Raw genomic sequence first — 23,782 nt, 5'->3', positions numbered from 1 at the left:
TTTATTCTCCTTTATTAATATTAAAGTAAGTATCCCTAAGTGTACTTATTTTATCTTCAATTTTAATTGGAAATATATTAATATTAGCTAAATCTTTTAGTAAATTTTGATAATTATCGAGCTTTGGAATTATCAAAATGTTTCCATTTTTCTTGATCGAATCATATGATTTCGAACTTAAATGATGTTTCGCTTTTTCCACATCATTTTCATTAAATGAGATAGATGTATACTCTTGTGATGATGTATTTTTCATATCAATGTCTTCAACAAACTTTCCATCACGTAAAAACACAGCTCTATCACATATGAGTTCTATATCTTCTAATTTATGACTAGATATTAGTACTCTCATATTGAATTCGTTAGTTATATCTTTAATAGTATTCAATACATCTATTGAACCATCTGGATCCATACCGTTCGTAGGCTCATCAAGTATTAAGTAATGTGGTTTGTTTATTAAAGACACAGCGATTGCTAGTTTTTGTTTCATTCCTAAAGAATATTTTTTTACTCTTTTGTTAATATAACTTTCCATATCAAATGCTTTTATAATTTTATTAGCATAGTCTTTATCAAACTTTACACCTAATATATTACTAAAATTTTTTAAGTTTTTTAATCCCGATAGGTCTTGATATAACTTAGGATGTTCAATTAAATAACCAATTTTTTGATTTTGGTCAAAATCAACTTTGCCTTTAAAGTTCACAATATTGCCGTTCATAATTTTCATAATGGTAGTTTTTCCGACTCCATTTTTCCCAATTAATCCAACGATATGACTAGAATCAAATGAAAAATTTAAATGATCTAATACCGTATTATCTTTGTACTTCTTAGTAATATCTGATATTTTCATTGTGCTCTCCTTTTTATAATTTTTATAAAAATATAAGAAATAAAATATTTATTTAAAAAATAAGTGAAAGTAGGGCTTATATGAAAGATTTAATTAATAAACCTATGTATCTAAATATATCAGAAAATATAATACAAAACATCTACGTCATACAGCCATTGGTAATCGCATTAAACCGACAGTCATCGAACAAATTAAAGAATCCAGTGAAGTCAGTGAATTGTTTAAAAAAGACAACGAGGCACTCAAATCGAACAATCAGGCACTCCAGCATCATATTCATCAGTTGGAAGATGAAATCGACCAACTGAGACAAGAAAATGACGTCTTTCATCACTTATTACAACATTTTGATAGTACAGCATTTTTAAACTTCAATACATATCGCGATGATCGTCAACTGAAAAATGCGATTAAACGATTGAAAGAACAATAAAAAATGTTAACTCCTTGGTAATTAACATCGTTGATTTTAAAGCAATTAGGAATATAACCAGCATGTTTAAATCCTAATTTATTATAAAGATATTTAGCGCCTGAGTTAGAATCAACGACGGAATTGAATTGTAATATCCGAAAGTTAAGTTCTTTAGACTTGTTTAGTGAATGCATAATAAGTGCTTTTCCAACTTTTTTACCTCTAGCTTTCTTATCAACAGCATATGATGCATTAGCAACTTTTCTTAATCGTCCAATATTATTAGGATACAATATATACACGCCGACAACTTCATTATTAAGTACAGCAACAGCTGTATATGATGCTTGAGTAAATAAAGAATGACACTCCTCTAAGCTTAAGGTTTTATCTTGCGGGAAGTGGGTTCCTGCTATAATAACATCATTCCATATGCGACTAATATCAACTAAGTGATCTAAACAAAAAGGTTGAATAGAAAAAGTCATACTAGTACCTCTTTTATAAGAATATTTCTAATTGCTCAGCATACGACGATTTCATTATATAACACTATTGTTTAAAGAAAAGTACTGTAATTACAAAGAAAAGTACTGTAATTACAAAGAAAAGAACTTTAAATAGACTTTACATTTTATAATGTAAAATTGAAATAAATGATATCGTTTTTTCACTTGCATTTAAATATTCGTGATGTAAATGAGAATTAAATTTAATTGCTTGATCTTGCGATAAAGAATATGGTTCTGTTGCAAAGTAAAAAATATAGCTAACCACTAATATATCATGTCAGTGTTCGCTTAACTTGCTAGCATGATGCTAATTTCGTGGCATGGGGAAAATCCGTAGATCTGAAGAGACCTGCGGTTCTTTTTATATAGAGCGTAAATACATTCAATACCTTTTAAAGTATTGCCGTATTGATACTTTGATATCTTGTCTTTCTTACTTTAATATGACGGTGATCTTGCTCAATGAGGTTATTCAGATATTTCGATGTACAATGACAGTCAGGTTTAAGTTTAAAAGCTTTAATTACTTTAGCCATTGCTACCTTCGTTGAAGGTGCCTGATCTGTAACTACCTTTTGAGGTTTTCCAAATTGTTTAATGAGACGTTTGATAAACGCATATGCTGAATGATTATCTCGTTGCTTACGCAACCAAATATCTAATGTATGTCCCTCTGCATCAATAGCACGATATAAATAGCTCCATTTTCCTTTTATTTTGATGTACGTTTCATCAATACGCCATTTGTAATAAGCTTTTTTATGCTTCTTCTTCCAAATTTGATATAAAATTGGGGCATATTCTTGAACCCAACGGTAGACCGTTGAATAATGAACGTTTACACCACGTTCCCTTAATATTTTAGATATATTACGATAACTCAATGCATATCTTAGATAGTAGCCAACGGCTACAGTGATAACATCCTTGTTAAATTGTTTATATCTGAAATAGTTCATACAGAAGACTCCTTTTTGTTAAAATTATACTATAAATTCAACTTTGCAACAGAACCATCAATTTTTTGTTTCATTTGAACCTTTTGTTCTCCTAGTATGATTTTCAAGATGTTTTATTATTATTGAAGGTAGGGAGCAATTCATATATTATTTATTATCCAGTTATATTATTTAATATGGCATTCACATTCGGTATAAGTAGGTTGTTTTTTCAAATTTTTAAATTCAGAAAATATGTTTAATATATTCGACTAGTGGTTAAACATTGTTATAGGAAAGACATTAATTATTAATTAAGGAGGAATTTTATTTATGAAAAATACTAAAACTAATATTGTACAAAGAAAAGGGTTAAGAAAATATAATAACAAATTAATAGCAGTTACTATTTCTTCACTGGCTTTAGTTGTACCTCTAGCTTTTGGTAATGCAGAAGCTGATGCAGCACAAACAAATGATAATTCAGGGCAACAAAAGACTGTTCAAAGTAATGAAAACCATGGTAATGGTTTCCTTAATGGTGGATTACAAGGTAATAAAAATAATGGCGGATCAGCTAATCAAAGCAATGCCCACGAAGGTAATGGCATATTAAACGGTGGCACTCAAGGTAATAAGAGTAACGGCGGTGATGCTGCCCAAAAAAATGATCATGGAGGTAACGGATTCCTTAATGGTGGTGCTCAAGGTAACAAAAATAATGGTGGAAAAACTGATCAAAGCAATGCCCACGAAGGTAATGGCATATTAAACGGTGGCACTCAAGGTAATAAGAGCAACGGCGGTGACGCTACTCAAAAAAACGAAGATCAAGGTAATGGCTTCAAAAATGGCGGTGCTCAAGGTAACAAAAATAATGGTGGAAAAACTGATCAAAGCAATGCCCACGAAGGTAATGGTATAAAGAACGGTGGACTACAAGGTAATAAGAGCAACGGCGGTGACGCTACTCAAAAAAATGACAACCAAGGTAATGGCTTCAAAAATGGCGGTGCTCAAGGTAACAAAAATAATGGTGGATCAGTTGCTCAAAGCAATGCCCATGAAGGTAAAGGCTTCTTTAATGGCGGATTACAAGGCAATAAAAGTAATGGTGGAGGAATTGTAAATCTAATCAAAGAATTATTTCATAGTTAAAGACATTACTTAATATTAATAAATAAATGAGATGGTTGATTTTGTATAAAACAGAATCAACCATTTTCAATGTAATTCTCTCTGAACCAAAAATGAATATACTCATTAATAATTTGTTTATCTTCATTGAAATCTTTAAATACAATTTGCATTTCATAATTTTCCATATGCCTTCCATAGAATCATTGTCATTGCACTTTCCTACTAGAGATATACTATGAGTCATACCGACATGCTTAACCTTATCTTTAAATAAACGGTTCTGTTTTAAAATCAGAAAAAGATATTTCTATCTCTTTACAAAAAATAGGGATATTTTACATTTTTTCGCACAAATTTTCTAAAAATGTTTGATATACTTGAAAAACGGTAATGTTATTTTATGTAATAGAAACACTATTTTAGAAAGGGGAATTTATTTATGAAAAAAATTCAAAATAACACTATACAAAAGAAAGGTTTAAGAAAATATAACAACAAGTTAATAGCAGTTACTATTTCTTCACTAGCTCTAGCTGCTCCTTTAGCTTTCGGTAATGCATCAGCTCACGCAGCACAAACAAATGACAATTCAGGACAACAAAAGACTGTTCAAAGTAACGAGAATCAAGGTAATGGTTTACTTAACGGTGGCTTACAAGGTAACAAAAATGAAGGCGGAAAAGCTGATCAAACAAACGCTCATCAAGGTAACGGTGTACTAAATGGCGGTGCGCAAGGCAATAAGAGTGAAGGCGGCGACGCTACTCAAAAAAATGACAACCAAGGTAATGGCGTAGCTAATGGTGGCTCACAAGGTAACAAAAATGAAGGCGGAAAAGCTGATCAAACAAACGCTCATCAAGGTAATGGCGTAGCTAATGGCGGTGCGCAAGGCAATAAGAGTGAAGGCGGCGACGCTACTCAAAAAAATGACAACCAAGGTAATGGTAAATTAAACGGTGGTACTCAAGGTAACTTGAATACAGGTGGTAAATCAAATCAAAATAACACAAACCAAGGTAACGGTAAATTAAATGGCGGTACACAAGGCAATTTAAATACAAGTGGTCAAGCAAAACAAGACAATAAAAACCAAGGTAATGGTAAATTAAACGGTGGTATGCAAGGTAATACAAACCGTGGTGGAGATTCTGAACAAACAAATAACAATAAAGGTAACGGTATTTTAAACGGTGGCATCCAAGACAACCATAATAAAAATGGTGAATCTACACAAACAAATGACCATAATGGTAATGGTATCGCTAATGGTGGTGCACAAGGCAACCTTAATAAAGGCGATAAAGCAAACCAAACAAATCGTCATGATGGACGTGGTATTGCCAATGGTGGTTGGCAAGATAACGTAAATAAAAAAGGCGAAGCTGACCAAGTAAATACACATAATGGTAAAGGTGCATTAAATGGAGGAGCTCAACATAATAAAAATGATGGTGGAAAAGCTTCTCAAGAAAATCATCATGAAGGTAACGGTATCTTAAATGGTGGACGCCAAACTAATAAAAATAAAGGTGGAGAAGCACATCAATCAAATACACATGCTGGTAATGGTATTGCAAATGGTGGTTCTCAATCTAATAAAAATGAAGGCGGAAAAGCTGATCAATCTAATGAAAATAAAGGTAATGGAATTGGAAATGGTGGAAGCCAATCCAATATAAATAAAGGTGATCACCAAGACGCATCAAAACCTTCAGATAATGATCATAAAGATCATAGTGACGACCCAAAAGATGACGGTAAAGACAATCATCATAAAGGTGACAAAGATGATCAACATCCAGGTAAAGGTGATGGTCAAGATAGCCACAAAGGAGACAAAGACCATAACGACAAAGATCATCACAAAGGCTCAAAAGATGATGATTCTAAAAAACCAGATCAATCTGACAAAGATGATCACCACCAAGGTAAAGATGATAGTCAAGATAACCACAAAGGAGACAAAGACCATAACGACAAAGATCATCACAAAGGTTCAAAAGATGATGATACTAAAAAACCAGATCAATCTGACAAAGATGATCACCACCAAGGTAAAGATGATGGTCAAGATGATTCAAAATCAGAACCATCTAAAGACACTGACAATAAAGGCAATCACAATACAACATCAAAAGACGGTAAACACAATGGTAAAAGTCCAGTAGCACCCATTACAGCTGCTACAATAACACCAGCTATGACACATGCACATGGTTATGGTCAAGGTTATGGTCAAGGTTCTGCTTCGGAATCAACTGAAACTCCAAAAACAATAACAACAAGCACAACTGAAACAACACCAGATAAAAAAGAAGTAACACATGGCGAAAAAACTGAACACAGTGCAAATGAACTTCCTGAAACAGGTGAAGAAAACCAAGAAAGCAAGGGCTTATTAGCTAGCATTGCAAGTATATTAGGTTTAAGCGGACTTGCGACATTATTTGTTAATCGCAAACGTAAAACAAATGAATAATAAAATATAAATCTTTACAATCATTGTTAACTATTAAATAAGGTGTATAGAAGATAACGACAAAAGAAAGGGGACAAACGCTGAAATGACAGCGTTTGTCCCTTGTTGTTTGGATTATCGATTATTCATATTTTATACATGGTTCTGTTGCAAAGTAAAAAATATAGCTAACCACTAATATATCATGTCAGTGTTCGCTTAACTTGCTAGCATGATGCTAATTTCGTGGCATGGGGAAAATCCGTAGATCTGAAGAGACCTGCGGTTCTTTTTATATAGAGCGTAAATACATTCAATACCTTTTAAAGTATTGCCGTATTGATACTTTGATATCTTGTCTTTCTTACTTTAATATGACGGTGATCTTGCTCAATGAGGTTATTCAGATATTTCGATGTACAATGACAGTCAGGTTTAAGTTTAAAAGCTTTAATTACTTTAGCCATTGCTACCTTCGTTGAAGGTGCCTGATCTGTAACTACCTTTTGAGGTTTTCCAAATTGTTTAATGAGACGTTTGATAAACGCATATGCTGAATGATTATCTCGTTGCTTACGCAACCAAATATCTAATGTATGTCCCTCTGCATCAATAGCACGATATAAATAGCTCCATTTTCCTTTTATTTTGATGTACGTTTCATCAATACGCCATTTGTAATAAGCTTTTTTATGCTTCTTCTTCCAAATTTGATATAAAATTGGGGCATATTCTTGAACCCAACGGTAGACCGTTGAATAATGAACGTTTACACCACGTTCCCTTAATATTTTAGATATATTACGATAACTCAATGCATATCTTAGATAGTAGCCAACGGCTACAGTGATAACATCCTTGTTAAATTGTTTATATCTGAAATAGTTCATACAGAAGACTCCTTTTTGTTAAAATTATATTATAAATTCAACTTTGCAACAGAACCGACGAAAAGATATATAAACAATCTCAAGAGTTACATAATGAAGATGCAAAATTAAAACAAGATCGAGAGGCATTTCAACGTCAATTAGAAGAAAAATGGGGGGATAATAATTTAAATGAGCTACATATATATTTTATTCTTATTCCCATTAATAATGGGATTTATCGTATCAATAAAAAAGAAAAAACATGACTAAGGAGACATAAGAAGGTATGAGTAATAAATATAATATACATCCAGCACTATATATAGGAGGATTTGCGGTATTTTTTAGTTTTATATTTGGATTTCCTATAGGAACATTAATGGGGCTAGGTATAGGTATAGGAGTTAGTAAAAAAATGAAGTGATTACAGTTTTACTCACATAAAATTTGTAAAAAACTTTACAGATGAAGAAGTTACAAGATATACTGAAAGTAACAAATAGCAGATATATCATTGTATGTGAGAACCCCCAGCGTGCCGGCTGGGGGTTCCTTTTTACTTATGTTCTTGTTATAATAGATAAAGAACATAACCAACAATAATTGGAAAAATGAGCTTATCTAATACAAATAGCAAGATTATCATTGTATGTGACACCTCCTTTCTGCACAGGAAGTGCTTTTCCAGTATAACAGAAACCTATAATTTAAAACGGTGTGTTATCACGTGAAATTGTGAATAAAGATACAAAAGTTCACGTGATGAAAACTCATGAAAGCGCGTGAAATCAATGATGTATAAAATATGAATAAACGATAATCACAAGACAAAGGCTTAAACGTTGATTTAACAGCGTTTAAGCCTTTTTGTGTAGTTGACATAATTCGTTATTATAGGTAGTGGAATTGTATAAATACTAAAAAACACAAACATTGTTAAATTAATCTTTGTGTCCTTTAATAAGAAACATAATAATTACTGATTACGATGAGAAAAACCATAGATAGCTAAATATATAAGCATAATAACTATGAAATGAATAACTCCTAAAAATAATGCAAAATCGTCAGCCATAAAAGGTTCAAAGTAAAATTCCGGCTCATAATGGCTCATAAACCAATGAACACATTCCCAAGAAAGAAATATTCCAATGCATCGACTTATTATAATACTTATATTATTTTTTAAGCCAAATTTAAAAATAGATGTACTTATTAATATAGCAACTATTATAAATGGGATGTAACCTATTAATAAACCTGTTTGATAATCAGTAAATAATCCGATAAATTCTATTGGAACTAAAGATAAAATTAATATAATGATTTTTAACCATTTCATTTTAAAAGTTCTCTCCTCAATATAATTATTCTTTTAATATCATTTTATTTGGCCCTTATTTGCGTTTTAAGAGCTAATATAGGTTCTTAGGTAAAAGAAACAAACAAACCCCTAATTCTTTAAAATGACTCCTTAAAATGCAAAATAAAAAGCCTACTCATTTTTGAGTAGCCAGAGAATAGTTATAATGGTGTGCAATTAAAAGTGAGCACTATATTGAGCATACCACAAGCATTTATGCCGAGAAAATTTATTGATGTTGAGAAGAACCCTTAACTAAACTTGGAGACGAATGTCGGCATAGCGTGAGCTATTAAGCCGACGATTCGACAAGTTTAGGGATTGTTAAGGGTTCGGAGGCTCAACGTCAATAAAGCAATTGGAATAAAGCTATATTATGATAAAGTGTGTGGGGGGATGTTTAATAAGGGTCTGTTTACATTTTGAAAGGGGTCTACTTAATGTATAAAAAAATATTAGCTTCATTATCTGTTACAGGATTATTATTTACTTCAAGCATTGGAATAGCTGATTATCACGTTAATGGTGTAAATGCTCAAGAAGAAAAATCTACTAAAGCTCAAGTTAAAGTTGTTAAAATTAATGATGGACAATTTAAAGTTGTGCCTAATAAATATGCTGAAGGTAAAGTTAAGGATGGTAAAGCCACTATAGTTGATAAAAATACTGGTAAGTCTGAGAAATTACCTGTAAAAGTTAAAAATAAAAATAATAAACAAGCTAACGTTAGTTATAAAATCGTTGATAATAACATAGTTGGAGATGTTAAATTATCTGAGGATAGTGGAACTGCTGAGCGCAAAACTAATTGGAAAAAATGTGCCTTAGGTACTGGGGGTTCTGCATTAGGTGGCGCTGGTGGTGGAGCTGCCAGTGGTGCAGGATATGGAGCTATTGGTGCAACACCGGTTTCTGTAGGAGTTGGTTCTGCTATTGGTGGAGTAATAGGTGGTGTATCTTCTGGAATGGTAGGAGCATCTGCTAGTTGTTTCGATTAAAAAAAGGTAAAACTATTTTGCTAATGATTGTTGGCATTTTGTTAGCATGTATAACTCTGCCATTTACTATTGGATTTTTATCCTTATTTTTTATATTTCCACCAGTATTTTTATTATTTTTAAATTTATTTGTATTTCCGGAAGATAAATAAATGCTTTAGCAAAAAAGCACCTAAAATTAGGTGCTTTTTTTGGTTCTGTTGCAAAGTAAAAAATATAGCTAACCACTAATATATCATGTCAGTGTTCGCTTAACTTGCTAGCATGATGCTAATTTCGTGGCATGGGGAAAATCCGTAGATCTGAAGAGACCTGCGGTTCTTTTTATATAGAGCGTAAATACATTCAATACCTTTTAAAGTATTCTTTGCCGTATTGATACTTTGATATCTTGTCTTTCTTACTTTAATATGACGGTGATCTTGCTCAATGAGGTTATTCAGATATTTCGATGTACAATGACAGTCAGGTTTAAGTTTAAAAGCTTTAATTACTTTAGCCATTGCTACCTTCGTTGAAGGTGCCTGATCTGTAACTACCTTTTGAGGTTTTCCAAATTTTTTAATGAGACGTTTGATAAACGCATATGCTGAATGATTATCTCGTTGCTTACGCAACCAAATATCTAATGTATGTCCCTCTGCATCAATAGCACGATATAAATAGCTCCATTTTCCTTTTATTTTGATGTACGTCTCATCAATACGCCATTTGTAATAAGCTTTTTTATGCTTCTTCTTCCAAATTTGATATAAAATTGGGGCATATTCTTGAACCCAACGGTAGACCGTTGAATAATGAACGTTTACATCACGTTCCCTTAATATTTCAGATATATTACGATAACTCAATGCATATCTTAGATAGTAGCCAACGGCTACAGTGATAACATCCTTGTTAAATTGTTTATATCTGAAATAGTTCATACAGAAGACTCCTTTTTGTTAAAATTATACTATAAATTCAACTTTGCAACAGAACCAATTACAATAAGTTATACCTTAGTTATAAGAGACAGTTAAAATGTTTTCACTGTCTCTTATTTATCACATGAAAATTTACAGAATCTTAATGTCTACGATAGAATTTTATTACATAATGATATTAGAATTAAAAATTAGCTAGTTTTAATCTTAATCTGTAATGGAAAAGAGTAAATGAAAATGAATAAATTATCAGAAAATCAAATTCAAAAAATCATATCAACTTTTATTCACATTAAAACGAAAGCAAAAATAATTATTGATGAAAAACTATTGATTCAATCTATAACAAAATATATTAATGAAGACTATAATGATATTATTTTTACAGAATCAATTCCTAAAGACAGCTATTTAGGAATGCGTAAAATCTATAACGAACCAAAATCATTTAAAAATCTTGTAAATATTTTGACAGAAAATACTAATATAAAACGCCGTGAATATCATTATCAAGTTGTCTTTACAATTATTCAGGAAGTTTGTTCTTTTCATTACTACATTAATGATTATACTTACGAAGAAATTTTAGAAGCTATGAGATTAAAATAAATTCTATTCCATTTTTGATTAAAGGAGACGATAATATGAGTATATTAAGCGTAAATCATTTATCAAAAAAAATTAATAATAAAATAATTCTTAAAAATATATCGTTCTCATTAGATGAAGGTCATATTGTCGGTCTTGTCGGTGCCAATGGTGCTGGGAAAACGTCTTTGATGAAAGTGATATTAGGCTATTCGGATTATCAAGAAGGGAATTTTACTTCTGTCAGACAAGATGAAAATCACTGTAACATAGGTGCACTGATTGAAAATCCAGGTTTATATCCTTTCATGTCTGGATACGATAATTTAAAATTACTAAATGAATCGAATAGTACAAGTCCCATTAATAAAATCGTAGATGATTTAAAAATGAATAAATATATACATAATAAAGTCAAAACCTATTCTTTAGGTATGAAACAAAAATTAGGTATTGCCGTAGCTTTTTTAAATAGTCCAAAACTGATAATCTTAGATGAACCCATGAATGGCTTAGATCCTAAAGCTGTTCGAGATGTTCGTCAATTGATTTTAAATAAAGCAAAGGAAGGTAGTACTTTTTTAATATCAAGTCATATTTTAAGTGAGTTAGTTAAAATTACTGATTCTACGCTTATTATTGATAAAGGAAAGATTATAAAAGAAGTTACGCGAGAAGATTTAGAACAAAATGAGGAACAAGATTTAGAAAATGTATTGCTTGATATTATAGATAAGGAGGAATGAAACAATTATGATTAATTCAATTAAACAAGAAAACTTTAAATTACTCAAAAAAAAATCAACATTCATCATACCACTTATCATTATTGCATTAATGACACTTCAGGCTTTACTTCTTAAAAATTACGTACCACCTAAAATTTTACTAGAATCTAACTTTGGTGGTGTTTTTTGGGTTACACTTTTATTAATCATTCAATCTAGTACTATTATTACAATGGAGTTTCATTATGGAACTATCAAAAATATACTGTATCGTAACGCCTCTCGTAAAAATATTATATTAAGTAAAATATTAATTTTAGCTATATATTCTTTTATATATTTTGCGATTACAATTGTATTTTCTTTAATTTTATGCGCCATTTTCTACCATGATATTAATATATTTTCTAATGTTGGAAATGAATTATCATTATTTAATCAAATGCTATTAGGAACGTTGGGATGTTATATTGGTACTTGGCTAGTGTTGAGTATTACTTTGTTAATATCTTGTGCAATGAATAGATCAGAAATTTCTATAGCTGTAGGCATAGTATTTTTCTTAATCACTTCTTTGCTCTCTTCTATATTAGCTAGGGCCATAGATAGATGGCCATGGTTAAAATGGGGACCTATAAATATGATGAATATTACTTCACAAATAAGTGATCATTCACTTAAAGCAACTACAAAACTAGAGTTACATGAACTAGTTCTAGGCAATATATTTTATATAATTATTTTCTTAATTCTAGTAGTTTTTGTTTTTAAAAAGAAAAACGTTTAGTAATTAACATTACACTATCTTCTAATTCATATAGAGATTGATGTATATAAACTAAACCCAATAATTGATGATATATACATGTGTGTATTAAACAGTTTCTAATTTTCTTTAAATATAAATGCACTTTTTATAGAGGTTACTCGTTTATTGAGTGATCTCTTTTTTATTAGATAATCTATCACACAATATTAGTATTTAATCATATATGAAAAACTTCACCAAAAATATAGATAGATAGTCAGAATACTTTAACCACAAACATCTCTTTATTTATACTGAAGATAGAAATAAAGGAGATTGTCATATTGTTAATAAAACTACATAGTGAGTAAAATTAGAATTTATTAGGGAGGTATAATAAATGGACACATACTATTTAAAAAACTTAATCTTTGACTTAACAATTCTTGAATATGAGATGTTATGTGTGGCGTTGCCAAATTATAATAAACATAGACTTATTAAAAAAGCTTTTAAAAAAACTAATTCTCTAAGAAAAATACAATTACTTTCTAAAAAATACAAAGGTGATGCTTATTATAAACAACATAAATTTATATTGGATTACTTATATTATAAAAAGAGTAGTAAGGTTCCTCCAATTTTAAAGTACATACAAGGACAGAAATTTTTAGAAGAATACCGTACTTTAGAAGTAAGCGTAAAAGATTATTCGAAAAAAGAAATTAAAACGATCTTTAATGACATATCTAAAGATCAATTAGAGAAACGTATAGCATGTAAGCCTAATTAATCCCTCTAAAATCTTGATTGAATATTACTTATCTATAGAAATTAACTGAAATATAAAATTCAATTAAATTTTTATAATAAAGGAGAAATTATGAAACAAAAACGTATTGTAAGTTTAGATATTATTAGAGGTTTAGCGATATATCTTATAGTATTTATGAATAGTTTAGAAGTATTTCCTAGAGTAGCCGGTGAAAATATTATAAAGACGCATACAGATGCTACCATTTATAATATTGAAGAAGTTTTTATAGAAAATAAGTTCATTGGTTTATTCTCATTACTATTCGGTATTAGTATGGGTATATTTATGGATAATGCACGTAGAAAAAGCTTATCACCTTTAAAGTTAATGTTTAGGAGACTTTTATTCCTGTTAATCGTAGGTATTATAACCTCTATGTTTTTAACACCCTTTTTTGCTTATGCTATCATAGGCTTAATTATTATGTTCGTTGAAAATTTAAAAAAACCAAAATTAACATTAAGTTTATTAATAATTGTTATTCTATCTTTTATTGGTATCAGTATTTATCAGAGTAACTTATTTCATCTTACTCTTACCATTACTTTAGACATGCTTTTAGGACTATTTTTATGGCAAAGTGGAACAATATCTAATTTCAAAAAATATAAGCGTCAATATTTAATTTCATTAATCATAGGATTTATTACTATTATTATAGTAGGCTTAAACCAAAAATACTTTAATATCGATAAAAATTTAATATTATATTTAATAACCCCTTTACAAACTTTTATTTACTTTATTTTACTAATGTTTATTACTCAAAGTCAGATGGTTCGACAATGGTTAAAGCCAGCTGAAAAAGTTGGCAAAACCGCATTTACCAACTTTATATTACAAATTCTATTATTAAATTTAATTATTAGAATATTCTTCAATTCTAGTTGTCCTACACCAAGTCAATCGATTTTAATATCAGTGATAACGATATTAATAATGTCTGTATTAACAAAAGTATGGTTAAAATTCTTTAAGCAAGGACCATTAGAAAAAATATGGCGCATGTGGACTTATAAAAATATTCAAAATAAATAATTTAGAAGAAAATACTACTGATTATATAAATACGACAATTGGTAAAAGGAAGGATTGTATAATGAAGATAATACTTCTCATAGCGATAGTTTTCAAAAAAATAAATGTAAAAATAGAATAACTAGTCAAGAAGAGAAGTTTAATTCTATGTCAAACGGTAATTCATCTAAAAATGAAAAATAATATTAAAGCATCTAAGACAAAATGTTAATGTCCTATAACGACTAGAAATATACTATTCTTTTATGTTAGTTTCTCTTAAAACTTTCTTAATCTTAATAATATTATTTTCTTTGCACAACAGAAGTTTTTTACCTCATAATTTTAAATACAGTTATACAAATTGCTACTTTATTTTTTAGATAATAACATAATAACTTAAAAAGCTACACCAATTGTGGTGTAGCACAAATCTTAAAATTTGTCAGTAAGTTTCGGAGAACCTATGTGAAAAATATAATAAGAGGTGAACAACTCTTACAAACTAATTGTTAATCTGTATACAAGAATTGTCTAGTGATTTGTACTGTGTTTTAAAATTGTTCACTATTTATTAAAATAGTTGAAAAAGTCAAATGATCTAAGAATAAATGCTTTATACTTAAAAAGCCACCCCAATTAAGGAGTGGCCATTTTTCATTAATTGTTTGGTTCGCCATTGACTAAAATGCTACGTAAAAAATTGATTACTTTTTCAGCAAATTTTACAAAGTCGCTCATCACTTTCACCTCTAATTGTTTGGATTGAACAGCATCATTATAAGACTTTTGGCTAAATGTAGCACTATAAACCACGATTAGCTAAGTATGAATGACAATCATGAAGATGATTAGCATATAGAGAAGAACATTTGGGGAGTATAATCATCTCTATAATTAAATTATTAATCAATCTTTCTTGATTGTCTATCATATTGAATTAATTTCGAAGAAATTTCATGTCTTATTCACAGTAATTTAACATACATTAACTCTAATTATTTAATATGGCTCATCACTTTTACTAGGATTGATGAATATTCTGTTGTCTCCTAATATGATAGAAGGCGCGATGATTCTATCTACATTTCTTCTAACTAATCTTATATTAAACGGCAGATTAACACTTGTTTTTTCAGATTAATTCATGATACTTTTGCTTCATCACCCATAAACTAATCCTCTAACAGGATATAATCGTCAAATGGTTCGACAATGGTTAAAATCGCATTTACCGACTTTATATTACAAATTCTATTATTAGAATCTTTTTCAATTCTAATTGTCCTACACCAAGTGAATCGATTTTAATATCAGTGATAACGATATTAATAATGTCTGTATTAACAAAAGTATGGTTAAAATGCTTTAAACAAGGACCATTAGAAGAAATATGAAACATGTGAACTTATAAAAATATTCAAAATAAATAATTCATCATATAGAAAATCATATTTTTATATTTATACTTCAAAAATAGATACATGATAATTAGAGACATTATTTATTACAAATAACAACACGTTGTTTTTTAATTATACCCTTTCATTAATGAAAATCTGTACTCTTCGTGAAGCTTGGTGTCGCATTAAAAACAGCATTATATGTATTAAAATATCTTTAGCTTTTATCTATTATGCTTGAAATAGTGGCATTAAGAGTAAGATTTTTTATTATTTGGTATATTTATTACTTCCTTATTCTTTTCATTTCTTTTTTCAATTTCTTCATCTTAACATTTAAAGAAGCCGTCCAATCTTTACATTAGCGTGAGAGATTGATTTTTACCTCTTTTCTCATTTCCTTTTTTAACTGATGAATTTCTTTCATTAAATTAATATCTTTATAAAGAGAACTAACAAAAGTACTTTTCATATTTCTAAGTGTTTTAGAAGTTCTTTTACCTTTATATTGCCCTTTAAATTTTCCCTCTTTCATAATTTTTCGGGTTCTGTTGCAAAGTTGAATTTATAGTATAATTTTAACAAAAAGGAGTCTTCTGTATGAACTATTTCAGATATAAACAATTTAACAAGGATGTTATCACTGTAGCCGTTGGCTACTATCTAAGATATGCATTGAGTTATCGTAATATATCTGAAATATTAAGGGAACGTGGTGTAAACGTTCATTATTCAACGGTCTACCGTTGGGTTCAAGAATATGCCCCAATTTTATATCAAATTTGGAAGAAGAAGCATAAAAAAGCTTATTACAAATGGCGTATTGATGAAACGTACATCAAAATAAAAGGAAAATGGAGCTATTTATATCGTGCTATTGATGCAGAGGGACATACATTAGATATTTGGTTGCGTAAGCAACGAGATAATCATTCAGCATATGCGTTTATCAAACGTCTCATTAAACAATTTGGAAAACCTCAAAAGATAGTTACAGATCAGGCACCTTCAACGAAGGTAGCAATGGCTAAAGTAATTAAAGCTTTTAAACTTAAACCTGACTGTCATTGTACATCGAAATATCTGAATAACCTCATTGAGCAAGATCACCGTCATATTAAAGTAAGAAAGACAAGATATCAAAGTATCAATACGGCAAAGAATACTTTAAAAGGTATTGAATGTATTTACGCTCTATATAAAAAGAACCGCAGGTCTCTTCAGATCTACGGATTTTCCTCATGCCACGAAATTAGCATCATGCTAGCAAGTTAAGCGAACACTGACATGATATATTAGTGGTTAGCTATATTTTTTACTTTGCAACAGAACCAATTAAACTGACAGATTTGTTAAATATGAAAGTAAAGTACCTTAAAACTTCTGAAATAGGGAATATAAAAACATCTTGGATAATAGATGATGAGCCAACTATTAAAACTAAGTTGCCATCTGAATTGCGAAACGAATTAAAACTTTACATAGAGGATTGTAAATTGGAAGATGAAGAACTTATTTTTCAATCTACGAGGACGCATCAATGTCTTTCAAGACAACAAGCTTATAGAATAATAAATCGTTCTGCTGAACAATTAGGTATGAAACATATTGGACTGACTACATTAAGAAAGACGTTTGCCTATCATGCCTATCAAGCAGGCATTTCAATCTCAATTATTCAGAAATATTTGGGATATCAAACAACTCAAGAAACTATAAAATTTATTGGGATTCAAGATAAATCGATTCATCAAACTGTGATTGCACTCAACTTATAAAAAAATATATTTAAAGGAGGCTTTAAATGAGTCTGATGTACCTTATGGGCGTGCTAATAGTTGTGATGATTCTAGTTTTACTCACTTTGAGTCATCAAATACTTAAAAAATATGCTGGTTACTTGTCGTTACTAGCGCCCATCATTTCATCTGTTTATTTCATTACACAAATACCAAATGTCTATCACCATCATTTCACTTCTATTCATATTCCATGGATGTCTTCAATAGATATCAATTTAGATATGAAATTAGATGGATTAAGTTTAATGTTTGGTTTGATTATCTCTCTTATAGGTGTAGGTGTATTTTTCTATGCTACACAATACTTATCACCTCAAACTGATAATCTGCCTAGATTTTTTGTCTATTTATTATTATTTATGTTTAGTATGATTGGCATCGTTATTGCGAATAACACTATATTAATGTATGTATTCTGGGAATTAACGAGTGTGTCTTCTTTCTTGCTTATCTCTTATTGGTATAACAATGGTAATAGTCAACTCGGGGCTATTCAATCATTTATGATTACCGTATTTGGTGGATTAGCGTTATTAACTGGTTTTATTATGTTATACATCATTACCGGTACAAATAATATCTCAGAAATACTAGCTCAACGTCATGCGATTGAGAAGCATCCATTGTATATCCCAATGATGCTCATGCTATTGTTGGGAGCATTTACAAAATCAGCTCAATTTCCATTTCATATATGGTTACCGAAAGCGATGGCTGCACCCACGCCAGTGAGTGCATATCTTCATTCAGCGACTATGGTTAAAGCTGGTATATTCTTACTGTTTAGGTTTACGCCATTATTAGGACTAAGTGATATATATGTATATATTGTTACGTTTGTAGGACTTATAACCATGCTTTTTGGTTCGCTTACCGCATTACGCCAATATGATATTAAAGGCATTTTAGCCTATTCTACTATCAGCCAACTCGGTATGATTATGTCTATGGTAGGTATAGGTGGGGGCTATGCACAACATACCTCAGATCATTTGTCAGAGTTTTACGCTTTAGTCCTTTTTGCTGGCTTATTTCATTTGATGAACCATGCTATTTTTAAATGTGCATTGTTCATGGGTGTTGGTATTATTGACCACGAGTCAGGTACGAGAGACATTCGTTCACTCAATGGGATGCGTCATGTCTTTCCTAAGATGCACATTGTTATGTTGCTAGCTGCTCTTTCTATGGCAGGGGTCCCATTTTTAAATGGTTTCCTTAGTAAGGAAATGTTCTTTGATTCACTTGTAAAAGCTATTGAACTAGATCAGTATGGAATTAGCCTTACTATCATAGTTGTTGCATTAGGTGTGATAGCAAGTATTTTTACTTTTACTTATGCACTTTACATGATTAAAGAAACATTTTGGGGACAATTTAATACTGAAAAGTTTACTAAGAAAAGTATTCACGAACCATGGTTGTTTAGTTTACCTGCTATGATTCTTATGGTACTTATACCAATTGTATTCTTTATACCTAACGTTTTCGGACATAATATACTTATACCTGCATTAAGATCGGTATCTGGTGTTGGAACTCAAGTAGACAGCGTAGCACCTAACATTTCACAATGGCACGGTATCAACCTTCCATTAATATTAAGTGTCATCGTTATTGTGTCAGGAATTATTTTAGCACTTGCTATAAATTGGAAATCATTGACACATCGAATGATTAAACAAGCTTCAATCACAGATACTTATCGACGTGTTTATAGAGAGTTTGAATCTTATTCAGGTTATGGAATAAGAAGCTTAATGAGTGCTAAACTCAATTATTATATTATGATTACGTTACTCATATTTGTAGCAATTATTGCATATGGCTATCTTTCGGTTGGTTTCCCTAAAGTTCATGATTTACATGTTTCATCTTTTGGACCGCTCGAGATTATCTTATCAATCGTTACAGTAATCATCGGTATTTCTCTTATATTTATACGTCAACGCTTAACGATGGTTATTTTAAACGGTATTATCGGGTTTGCAGTGACGCTTTACTTCATTGCAATGAAGGCACCTGATTTAGCTCTCACACAATTAGTGGTTGAAACCATTACGACGATATTGTTTATCGTGAGCTTTTCAAGATTACCAAATATTCCAAGAGCAAAAGCAAACTTGAAGAAGGAGACGCTTAAAATTGTAGTTTCACTTATAATGGCTGTTTCTGTTGTTTCTCTAATTTTTATCGCTCAGCAAGCGGATGGTATGCCATCGATTTCAAAATTCTATGAAGATGCCTATAAATTAACAGGTGGCAAAAATATTGTTAATGCTATATTAGGTGATTTCAGAGCGTTAGATACTTTATTTGAGGGATTAGTATTAATCATTGCAGGTTTAGGTATCTACACACTACTTAATTACAAAGATAGGAGGGGACAAGATGAAAGAGAATGATGTGGTATTAAAAACGGTCACTAAGATTGTTGTTTTCATTCTATTAACATTTGGATTTTATGTTTTCTTTGCAGGACATAATAATCCAGGTGGTGGATTTATTGGCGGCCTTATCTTTAGTTCAGCTTTTATCCTTATGTTCCTTGCCTTTGATGTTAAAGAAGTATTGATTAGTTTACCTATAGATTTTAAGAAATTAATGATTATTGGATCATTAGTATCTGTGTGTACGGCAGTAGTTCCTATGTTCTTTGGTAAACCAATCTTATACCAAACTGAAGCTAATGTGGCTTTTCCATTATTAGGACATGTGCACGTTACGACTGTAACGTTATTTGAATTAGGCGTATTACTTACGGTGGTAGGTGTTATTGTGACAGTTATGTTGTCAATAAGTGGTGGTAAGTCATGAACTTGATACTTTTACTGGTGATAGGATTTTTAGTATTTATAGGAACGTACATGATTCTATCCATTAATTTAATACGTATTGTTATTGGTATTTCTATTTATACTCATGCAGGTAATTTAATTATTATGAATATGGGCAAATATGGTCCACATATGTCTGAACCATTAATTCAAAATAATCATTCGAATTTTGTAGATCCATTATTACAAGCCATTGTACTTACTGCGATTGTAATTGGATTTGGTATGACTGCATTCTTACTCGTATTAATTTACCGAACATATCGCGTGACGAAAGAGTATGAAATTAGTGCATTGAGGGGTGAAGAAGATGATGAGTAACTTATTGATTATGCCAATGCTTCTTCCTTTTTTATGTGCTTTGATTCTAGTTTTTATAAAAAATAAAAATCAAACATCGAAAATACTCTCAATTACGACTATGATTGTTTCGACTTTAATTTCTTTAGCATTGCTTATCTATGTTGTGAACCATAAGCCAATCACATTAGATTTTGGTGGTTGGAAAGCACCATTTGGTATTCAATTCCTTGGCGATTCACTAAGCTTACTCATGGTTACAGTATCGTCATTTGTTGTGACGTTGATTATGGCTTATGGATTTGGACGAGGTGAAAAGCGTGTAAATCTTTTCCATTTACCAACTTTTATCTTATTACTTACTGTTGGTGTAATAGGTTCATTTTTAACCTCAGATTTATTTAACTTATACGTTATGTTTGAGATTATGTTACTCGCGTCATTTGTGCTTGTAACATTAGGCCAATCAGTTGAACAGTTACGTGCTGCCATTATTTATGTAGTACTTAACATTATTGGCTCATGGTTGTTTTTATTAGGTATCGGTATGTTATATAAGACTGTTGGTACCTTAAATTTTTCTCATATTGCATCACGCTTGAACCATATGGAAAGTAATCAAACTATCACGATTATCTCACTCGTCTTTTTAGTCGCTTTTAGTTCTAAAGCTGCTTTAGTGATATTTATGTGGTTGCCTAAAGCTTATGCTGTGCTCAATACAGAACTTGCAGCTTTATTTGCAGCGTTGATGACAAAGGTCGGCGCATACGCGTTAATCCGCTTCTTTACCTTATTATTTGATCATCATCCTGGTATCACACATCCATTACTCGTTTTTATGTCATGTATTACGATGATAATCGGTGCATTTGGTGTAATCGCTTATAAAGATATTAAGAAAATTGCTGCTTATCAAGTTATATTATCGATTGGTTTTATTATCCTAGGATTAGGATCTCATACACATGCTGGAGTGAATGGTGCAATTTTCTATTTATCAAATGATATTATCGTTAAAACGTTACTTTTCTTTATTATAGGTAGTCTCGTTTATATTTCTGGCTTTAGAAATTATAAGTATTTAAGTGGTTTAGCCAAAAGGGAACCCTTCTTTGGTGTTGCATTTATTGTGATGGTATTTGCAATAGGTGGTGTACCTCCGTTTAGTGGTTTCCCAGGTAAGGTGCTTATATTCCAAGGTGCGATTCAAAACGGTAATTATATTGGTCTTGCTTTAATGATTCTGACTAGTCTTCTAGCGATGTATAGTCTGTTTAGAGTCATGTTTGTAATGTACTTTGGCGATACTGATGGTGAAGAGGTCAAATTCAAAGAGATTCCTCCTCATCGTAAAGGTATTCTTGGTATTCTAGTTGCCGTTGTACTTGCTATGGGTATTGCTGCACCAGTTGTCTTAAAAGTGACTGATAATGCTACAAACCTCAATATGAAAGAACATGTTTTCCAAGAGAATGTTAATTCGCATTTGAAGGAGGTTGAAAAATAGATGAAACAAGTTGTACTTAATATTGTCATCGCGTTCCTTTGGGTTTTATTCCAAGACGAGGATGAATTTAAATTTACAACCTTCTTCTCAGGATTTTTAATTGGTTTAATTGTCATCTATATCCTTCATAGGTTCTTTGGGGAAGAATTTTATCTCAAAAAGATATGGGTAGCGATTAAATTTTTAGCAATATATCTCTATCAACTATTAACATCAAGTATTAGTACGATTAATTATATTCTGTTTAAAACTAAAGAAATGAATCCTGGTTTACTTTCTTATGAGACTTCTCTAAAGAATGATTGGGCAATTACATTTTTAACTATTTTAATCATTATCACTCCGGGTTCAACAGTGATTCGCATTTCTAAAGATACGAATAAGTTCTTTATTCATAGTATTGATGTTTCTGAAAAAGACAAGCAAAATCTTTTAAGAAGTATTAAACAGTATGAAGATTTAATCTTGGAGGTGACACGATGATAACGTTAATCACACAATGTTTAATTATAAGTGCATTAATTATATTTGGTGTTGCTTTACTCGTGTGCCTTTTCAGATTAATTAAAGGACCAACAACAGCTGATAGAGTGGTCTCATTTGATGCGACAAGTGCAGTTGTAATGTCTATAGTTGGTGTGTTGTGTGTCGTATATAATTCGGTTTCGTTCCTAGACTCAATTATGCTCATTGCCATTATTTCATTTGTTAGTTCGGTATCTATTTCTAGATTTATCGGAGGAGGTCGAGTCTTTAATGGAAATAACAAAAGAAATCGTTAGTCTCATCTCAGCGATATTTATATTTTTAGGAAGTATCATTGCATTGATTAGTGCGATTGGTATTGTAAAGTTCCAAGACGTTTTTTTACGTAGTCACGCCTCTACAAAGAGTTCAACTTTATCAGTATTATTAACTATTATTGGTGTCTTAATATACTTCACGGTCAATCAAGGATTCTTTAGCGTTCGTTTACTTTTATCATTGGTTTTCATCAACCTTACTTCTCCTGTTGGAATGCATTTGGTAGCGCGTGCTGCCTATCGTAACGGTGCGTATATGTACCGTAAAGATGACGTCCCTAGGCAATCTTCAATATTGTTAAGTAAAAATGAGTTTAATTCACCTGAAGAATTAAAATCTCGTGCGAAACTAAGAGAACAACGTAGGGAAAAACTTTATTATAAAGAACGTGAAAAAGAGAGAAAATTTGACAATGAGAATTAATCATAACCGTTAACGTATAAGAGTTAATCTATATATGTTAACGGTTTTCTTTTATAAATAAGACTGAAGTATGAATATGGAAGAGATCTATTTATTTAAGCATTGATACAATTAATGATAAAATTATAAATAAGAATAATTGTAAAATTAAGTAGTAAAATGTTGATTCAATGAGATTACACATAAACATTTTCTCGTTTGATGAAACGAATTTGTGATTATCTTAAATGAAAATGTTCATGTTTGATTTCACTGATAACTGGAATATGCATCATTGAAATAGATAAAATATTCTAAATAATCAATTTATAC

The 23,782-nt window shown here is 30.8% G+C and carries 22 protein-coding genes and 5 pseudogenes; 21 read left to right on the top strand and 6 right to left on the bottom strand.

Annotated elements, in window-relative coordinates; translation table 11 throughout:
- Position 1: 1 nt before the first annotated feature.
- Positions 2-865 carry an ABC transporter ATP-binding protein gene (locus V6C74_RS10385; RefSeq protein ID WP_049390965.1) on the bottom strand — a complete coding sequence of 288 codons (864 nt, stop codon included), beginning with the start codon at positions 863-865 and terminating at the stop codon, positions 2-4.
- A gap of 59 nt (positions 866-924) precedes the next feature.
- On the opposite strand from V6C74_RS10385, the pseudogene V6C74_RS10380 reads away from it, so the two are divergent.
- A pseudogene (locus V6C74_RS10380) lies at positions 925-1,301 on the top strand (hypothetical protein).
- On the opposite strand, the gene V6C74_RS10375 reads toward V6C74_RS10380, so the two are convergent.
- Positions 1,262-1,771 (bottom strand): GNAT family N-acetyltransferase, encoded by a 510-nt coding sequence (locus tag V6C74_RS10375; protein ID WP_016898892.1) that lies wholly within the window; start codon positions 1,769-1,771, stop codon positions 1,262-1,264. The pseudogene V6C74_RS10380 and the gene V6C74_RS10375 overlap by 40 nt on opposite strands.
- Before the next feature lie 312 nt (positions 1,772-2,083).
- A pseudogene (locus tag V6C74_RS10370) lies at positions 2,084-2,754 on the bottom strand (IS6 family transposase).
- A gap of 312 nt (positions 2,755-3,066) precedes the next feature.
- On the opposite strand from V6C74_RS10370, the gene V6C74_RS10365 reads away from it, so the two are divergent.
- Positions 3,067-3,891, top strand: a complete 825-nt coding sequence (locus V6C74_RS10365; RefSeq protein ID WP_064262653.1) for a hypothetical protein — start codon at positions 3,067-3,069, stop codon at positions 3,889-3,891.
- Positions 3,892-4,312: 421 nt separating this feature from the next.
- Complete coding sequence (locus tag V6C74_RS10360; protein WP_172601878.1) at positions 4,313-6,355, top strand: hypothetical protein; 2,043 nt, start codon at positions 4,313-4,315, stop codon at positions 6,353-6,355.
- A 198-nt stretch (positions 6,356-6,553) separates the two neighbouring features.
- Here the strand turns inward: V6C74_RS10360 and V6C74_RS10355 are convergent.
- A pseudogene (locus V6C74_RS10355) lies at positions 6,554-7,224 on the bottom strand (IS6 family transposase).
- A gap of 56 nt (positions 7,225-7,280) precedes the next feature.
- On the opposite strand from V6C74_RS10355, the pseudogene V6C74_RS10350 reads away from it, so the two are divergent.
- Positions 7,281-7,385 (top strand): annotated as a pseudogene (locus tag V6C74_RS10350) (replication protein Rep); the annotation flags it as partial.
- A gap of 107 nt (positions 7,386-7,492) precedes the next feature.
- Positions 7,493-7,630 (top strand): hypothetical protein, encoded by a 138-nt coding sequence (locus V6C74_RS10345; RefSeq protein WP_016898881.1) that lies wholly within the window; start codon positions 7,493-7,495, stop codon positions 7,628-7,630.
- A 552-nt stretch (positions 7,631-8,182) separates the two neighbouring features.
- Here V6C74_RS10345 and V6C74_RS10340 read toward each other — a convergent pair.
- Entirely contained in the window at positions 8,183-8,548 is a 366-nt protein-coding gene (locus tag V6C74_RS10340) for a hypothetical protein (RefSeq protein ID WP_002502725.1), read from the bottom strand.
- A 461-nt stretch (positions 8,549-9,009) separates the two neighbouring features.
- Between V6C74_RS10340 and V6C74_RS10335 the strand changes: the two genes are divergently transcribed.
- On the top strand, positions 9,010-9,567 hold the full coding sequence (locus tag V6C74_RS10335; protein WP_070664670.1) for a hypothetical protein: 558 nt from the start codon (positions 9,010-9,012) through the stop codon (positions 9,565-9,567).
- Positions 9,568-9,818: 251 nt separating this feature from the next.
- Here V6C74_RS10335 and V6C74_RS10330 read toward each other — a convergent pair whose 3' ends face one another.
- Positions 9,819-10,493, bottom strand: a complete 675-nt coding sequence (locus V6C74_RS10330; protein ID WP_143978103.1) for an IS6 family transposase — start codon at positions 10,491-10,493, stop codon at positions 9,819-9,821.
- Positions 10,494-10,730: 237 nt separating this feature from the next.
- Between V6C74_RS10330 and V6C74_RS10325 the strand changes: the two genes are divergently transcribed.
- The 15 genes and pseudogenes from V6C74_RS10325 to mnhG2 all read left to right on the top strand — a co-directional run bounded on the left by V6C74_RS10325 (position 10,731) and on the right by mnhG2 (position 23,470).
- Complete coding sequence (locus V6C74_RS10325) at positions 10,731-11,102, top strand: hypothetical protein (protein WP_016898874.1); 372 nt, start codon at positions 10,731-10,733, stop codon at positions 11,100-11,102.
- A 35-nt stretch (positions 11,103-11,137) separates the two neighbouring features.
- The gene (locus V6C74_RS10320) at positions 11,138-11,827 is read left to right on the top strand and encodes an ABC transporter ATP-binding protein (protein WP_002452617.1); all 690 of its coding nucleotides are present in this window, start codon (positions 11,138-11,140) and stop codon (positions 11,825-11,827) included.
- A 7-nt stretch (positions 11,828-11,834) separates the two neighbouring features.
- Positions 11,835-12,596 (top strand): ABC transporter permease, encoded by a 762-nt coding sequence (locus V6C74_RS10315; protein ID WP_016898873.1) that lies wholly within the window; start codon positions 11,835-11,837, stop codon positions 12,594-12,596.
- Between the two features lie 361 nt (positions 12,597-12,957).
- On the top strand, positions 12,958-13,350 hold the full coding sequence (locus V6C74_RS10310; protein WP_016898872.1) for a hypothetical protein: 393 nt from the start codon (positions 12,958-12,960) through the stop codon (positions 13,348-13,350).
- Between the two features lie 90 nt (positions 13,351-13,440).
- Entirely contained in the window at positions 13,441-14,412 is a 972-nt protein-coding gene (locus V6C74_RS10305; RefSeq protein WP_002452620.1) for a DUF418 domain-containing protein, read from the top strand.
- 1,208 nt (positions 14,413-15,620) lie between these two features.
- The gene (locus tag V6C74_RS10300; protein WP_323808236.1) at positions 15,621-15,788 is read left to right on the top strand and encodes a DUF418 domain-containing protein; all 168 of its coding nucleotides are present in this window, start codon (positions 15,621-15,623) and stop codon (positions 15,786-15,788) included.
- A gap of 606 nt (positions 15,789-16,394) precedes the next feature.
- Entirely contained in the window at positions 16,395-17,069 is a 675-nt protein-coding gene (locus V6C74_RS10295) for an IS6 family transposase (RefSeq protein ID WP_143978102.1), read from the top strand.
- Positions 17,070-17,128: 59 nt separating this feature from the next.
- Positions 17,129-17,572: pseudogene (locus V6C74_RS10290) on the top strand (tyrosine-type recombinase/integrase); the annotation flags it as partial.
- A 26-nt stretch (positions 17,573-17,598) separates the two neighbouring features.
- Positions 17,599-20,001 (top strand): Na+/H+ antiporter Mnh2 subunit A, encoded by a 2,403-nt coding sequence (gene mnhA2, locus V6C74_RS10285; RefSeq protein ID WP_016898379.1) that lies wholly within the window; start codon positions 17,599-17,601, stop codon positions 19,999-20,001.
- The gene (mnhB2, locus tag V6C74_RS10280) at positions 19,988-20,413 is read left to right on the top strand and encodes a Na+/H+ antiporter Mnh2 subunit B (RefSeq protein WP_002433258.1); all 426 of its coding nucleotides are present in this window, start codon (positions 19,988-19,990) and stop codon (positions 20,411-20,413) included. Before mnhA2 ends, mnhB2 begins: the two co-directional genes overlap by 14 nt.
- The gene (mnhC2, locus tag V6C74_RS10275; protein WP_016898378.1) at positions 20,410-20,754 is read left to right on the top strand and encodes a Na+/H+ antiporter Mnh2 subunit C; all 345 of its coding nucleotides are present in this window, start codon (positions 20,410-20,412) and stop codon (positions 20,752-20,754) included. Before mnhB2 ends, mnhC2 begins: the two co-directional genes overlap by 4 nt.
- Positions 20,744-22,243 (top strand): Na+/H+ antiporter Mnh2 subunit D, encoded by a 1,500-nt coding sequence (mnhD2, locus tag V6C74_RS10270; RefSeq protein WP_016898377.1) that lies wholly within the window; start codon positions 20,744-20,746, stop codon positions 22,241-22,243. The genes mnhC2 and mnhD2 overlap by 11 nt, the downstream gene beginning before the upstream one ends.
- A complete protein-coding gene (mnhE2, locus tag V6C74_RS10265) occupies positions 22,244-22,726 on the top strand; it encodes a Na+/H+ antiporter Mnh2 subunit E (protein ID WP_016898376.1) in 483 nt (160 codons plus the stop codon). It begins immediately after the preceding gene.
- A complete protein-coding gene (gene mnhF2 / locus V6C74_RS10260; protein ID WP_016898375.1) occupies positions 22,723-23,025 on the top strand; it encodes a Na+/H+ antiporter Mnh2 subunit F in 303 nt (100 codons plus the stop codon). The genes mnhE2 and mnhF2 overlap by 4 nt, the downstream gene beginning before the upstream one ends.
- The gene (mnhG2, locus tag V6C74_RS10255) at positions 23,000-23,470 is read left to right on the top strand and encodes a Na+/H+ antiporter Mnh2 subunit G (protein ID WP_016898374.1); all 471 of its coding nucleotides are present in this window, start codon (positions 23,000-23,002) and stop codon (positions 23,468-23,470) included. Before mnhF2 ends, mnhG2 begins: the two co-directional genes overlap by 26 nt.
- Positions 23,471-23,782 lie beyond the last annotated feature (312 nt).

Origin of the sequence: Staphylococcus capitis subsp. capitis (genome assembly GCF_040739495.1) — a bacterium.
GTDB classification, from domain to species: Bacteria; Bacillota; Bacilli; order Staphylococcales; family Staphylococcaceae; genus Staphylococcus; species Staphylococcus capitis.
Note: the sequence above shows the minus strand (reverse complement) of the source record. Positions and strands in the feature narration are given on the sequence as shown.

Coding starts and splice junctions, on each gene's coding strand:
- mnhD2 (WP_016898377.1), top strand. CDS start 20,744: ATGATGAGTAACTTATTGATTATGCCAATGCTTCTTCCTTTTTTATGT.
- V6C74_RS10320 (WP_002452617.1), top strand. CDS start 11,138: ATGAGTATATTAAGCGTAAATCATTTATCAAAAAAAATTAATAATAAA.
- V6C74_RS10340 (WP_002502725.1), bottom strand. CDS start 8,548: ATGAAATGGTTAAAAATCATTATATTAATTTTATCTTTAGTTCCAATA.
- V6C74_RS10375 (WP_016898892.1), bottom strand. CDS start 1,771: ATGACTTTTTCTATTCAACCTTTTTGTTTAGATCACTTAGTTGATATT.
- V6C74_RS10335 (WP_070664670.1), top strand. CDS start 9,010: ATGTATAAAAAAATATTAGCTTCATTATCTGTTACAGGATTATTATTT.
- V6C74_RS10385 (WP_049390965.1), bottom strand. CDS start 865: ATGAAAATATCAGATATTACTAAGAAGTACAAAGATAATACGGTATTA.
- mnhF2 (WP_016898375.1), top strand. CDS start 22,723: ATGATAACGTTAATCACACAATGTTTAATTATAAGTGCATTAATTATA.
- V6C74_RS10360 (WP_172601878.1), top strand. CDS start 4,313: ATGAAAAAAATTCAAAATAACACTATACAAAAGAAAGGTTTAAGAAAA.
- V6C74_RS10365 (WP_064262653.1), top strand. CDS start 3,067: ATGAAAAATACTAAAACTAATATTGTACAAAGAAAAGGGTTAAGAAAA.
- mnhA2 (WP_016898379.1), top strand. CDS start 17,599: ATGAGTCTGATGTACCTTATGGGCGTGCTAATAGTTGTGATGATTCTA.
- V6C74_RS10295 (WP_143978102.1), top strand. CDS start 16,395: ATGAACTATTTCAGATATAAACAATTTAACAAGGATGTTATCACTGTA.
- V6C74_RS10305 (WP_002452620.1), top strand. CDS start 13,441: ATGAAACAAAAACGTATTGTAAGTTTAGATATTATTAGAGGTTTAGCG.
- V6C74_RS10315 (WP_016898873.1), top strand. CDS start 11,835: ATGATTAATTCAATTAAACAAGAAAACTTTAAATTACTCAAAAAAAAA.
- V6C74_RS10345 (WP_016898881.1), top strand. CDS start 7,493: ATGAGTAATAAATATAATATACATCCAGCACTATATATAGGAGGATTT.
- V6C74_RS10325 (WP_016898874.1), top strand. CDS start 10,731: ATGAATAAATTATCAGAAAATCAAATTCAAAAAATCATATCAACTTTT.
- V6C74_RS10330 (WP_143978103.1), bottom strand. CDS start 10,493: ATGAACTATTTCAGATATAAACAATTTAACAAGGATGTTATCACTGTA.
- V6C74_RS10310 (WP_016898872.1), top strand. CDS start 12,958: ATGGACACATACTATTTAAAAAACTTAATCTTTGACTTAACAATTCTT.
- mnhE2 (WP_016898376.1), top strand. CDS start 22,244: ATGAAACAAGTTGTACTTAATATTGTCATCGCGTTCCTTTGGGTTTTA.
- mnhB2 (WP_002433258.1), top strand. CDS start 19,988: ATGAAAGAGAATGATGTGGTATTAAAAACGGTCACTAAGATTGTTGTT.
- mnhG2 (WP_016898374.1), top strand. CDS start 23,000: ATGGAAATAACAAAAGAAATCGTTAGTCTCATCTCAGCGATATTTATA.
- mnhC2 (WP_016898378.1), top strand. CDS start 20,410: ATGAACTTGATACTTTTACTGGTGATAGGATTTTTAGTATTTATAGGA.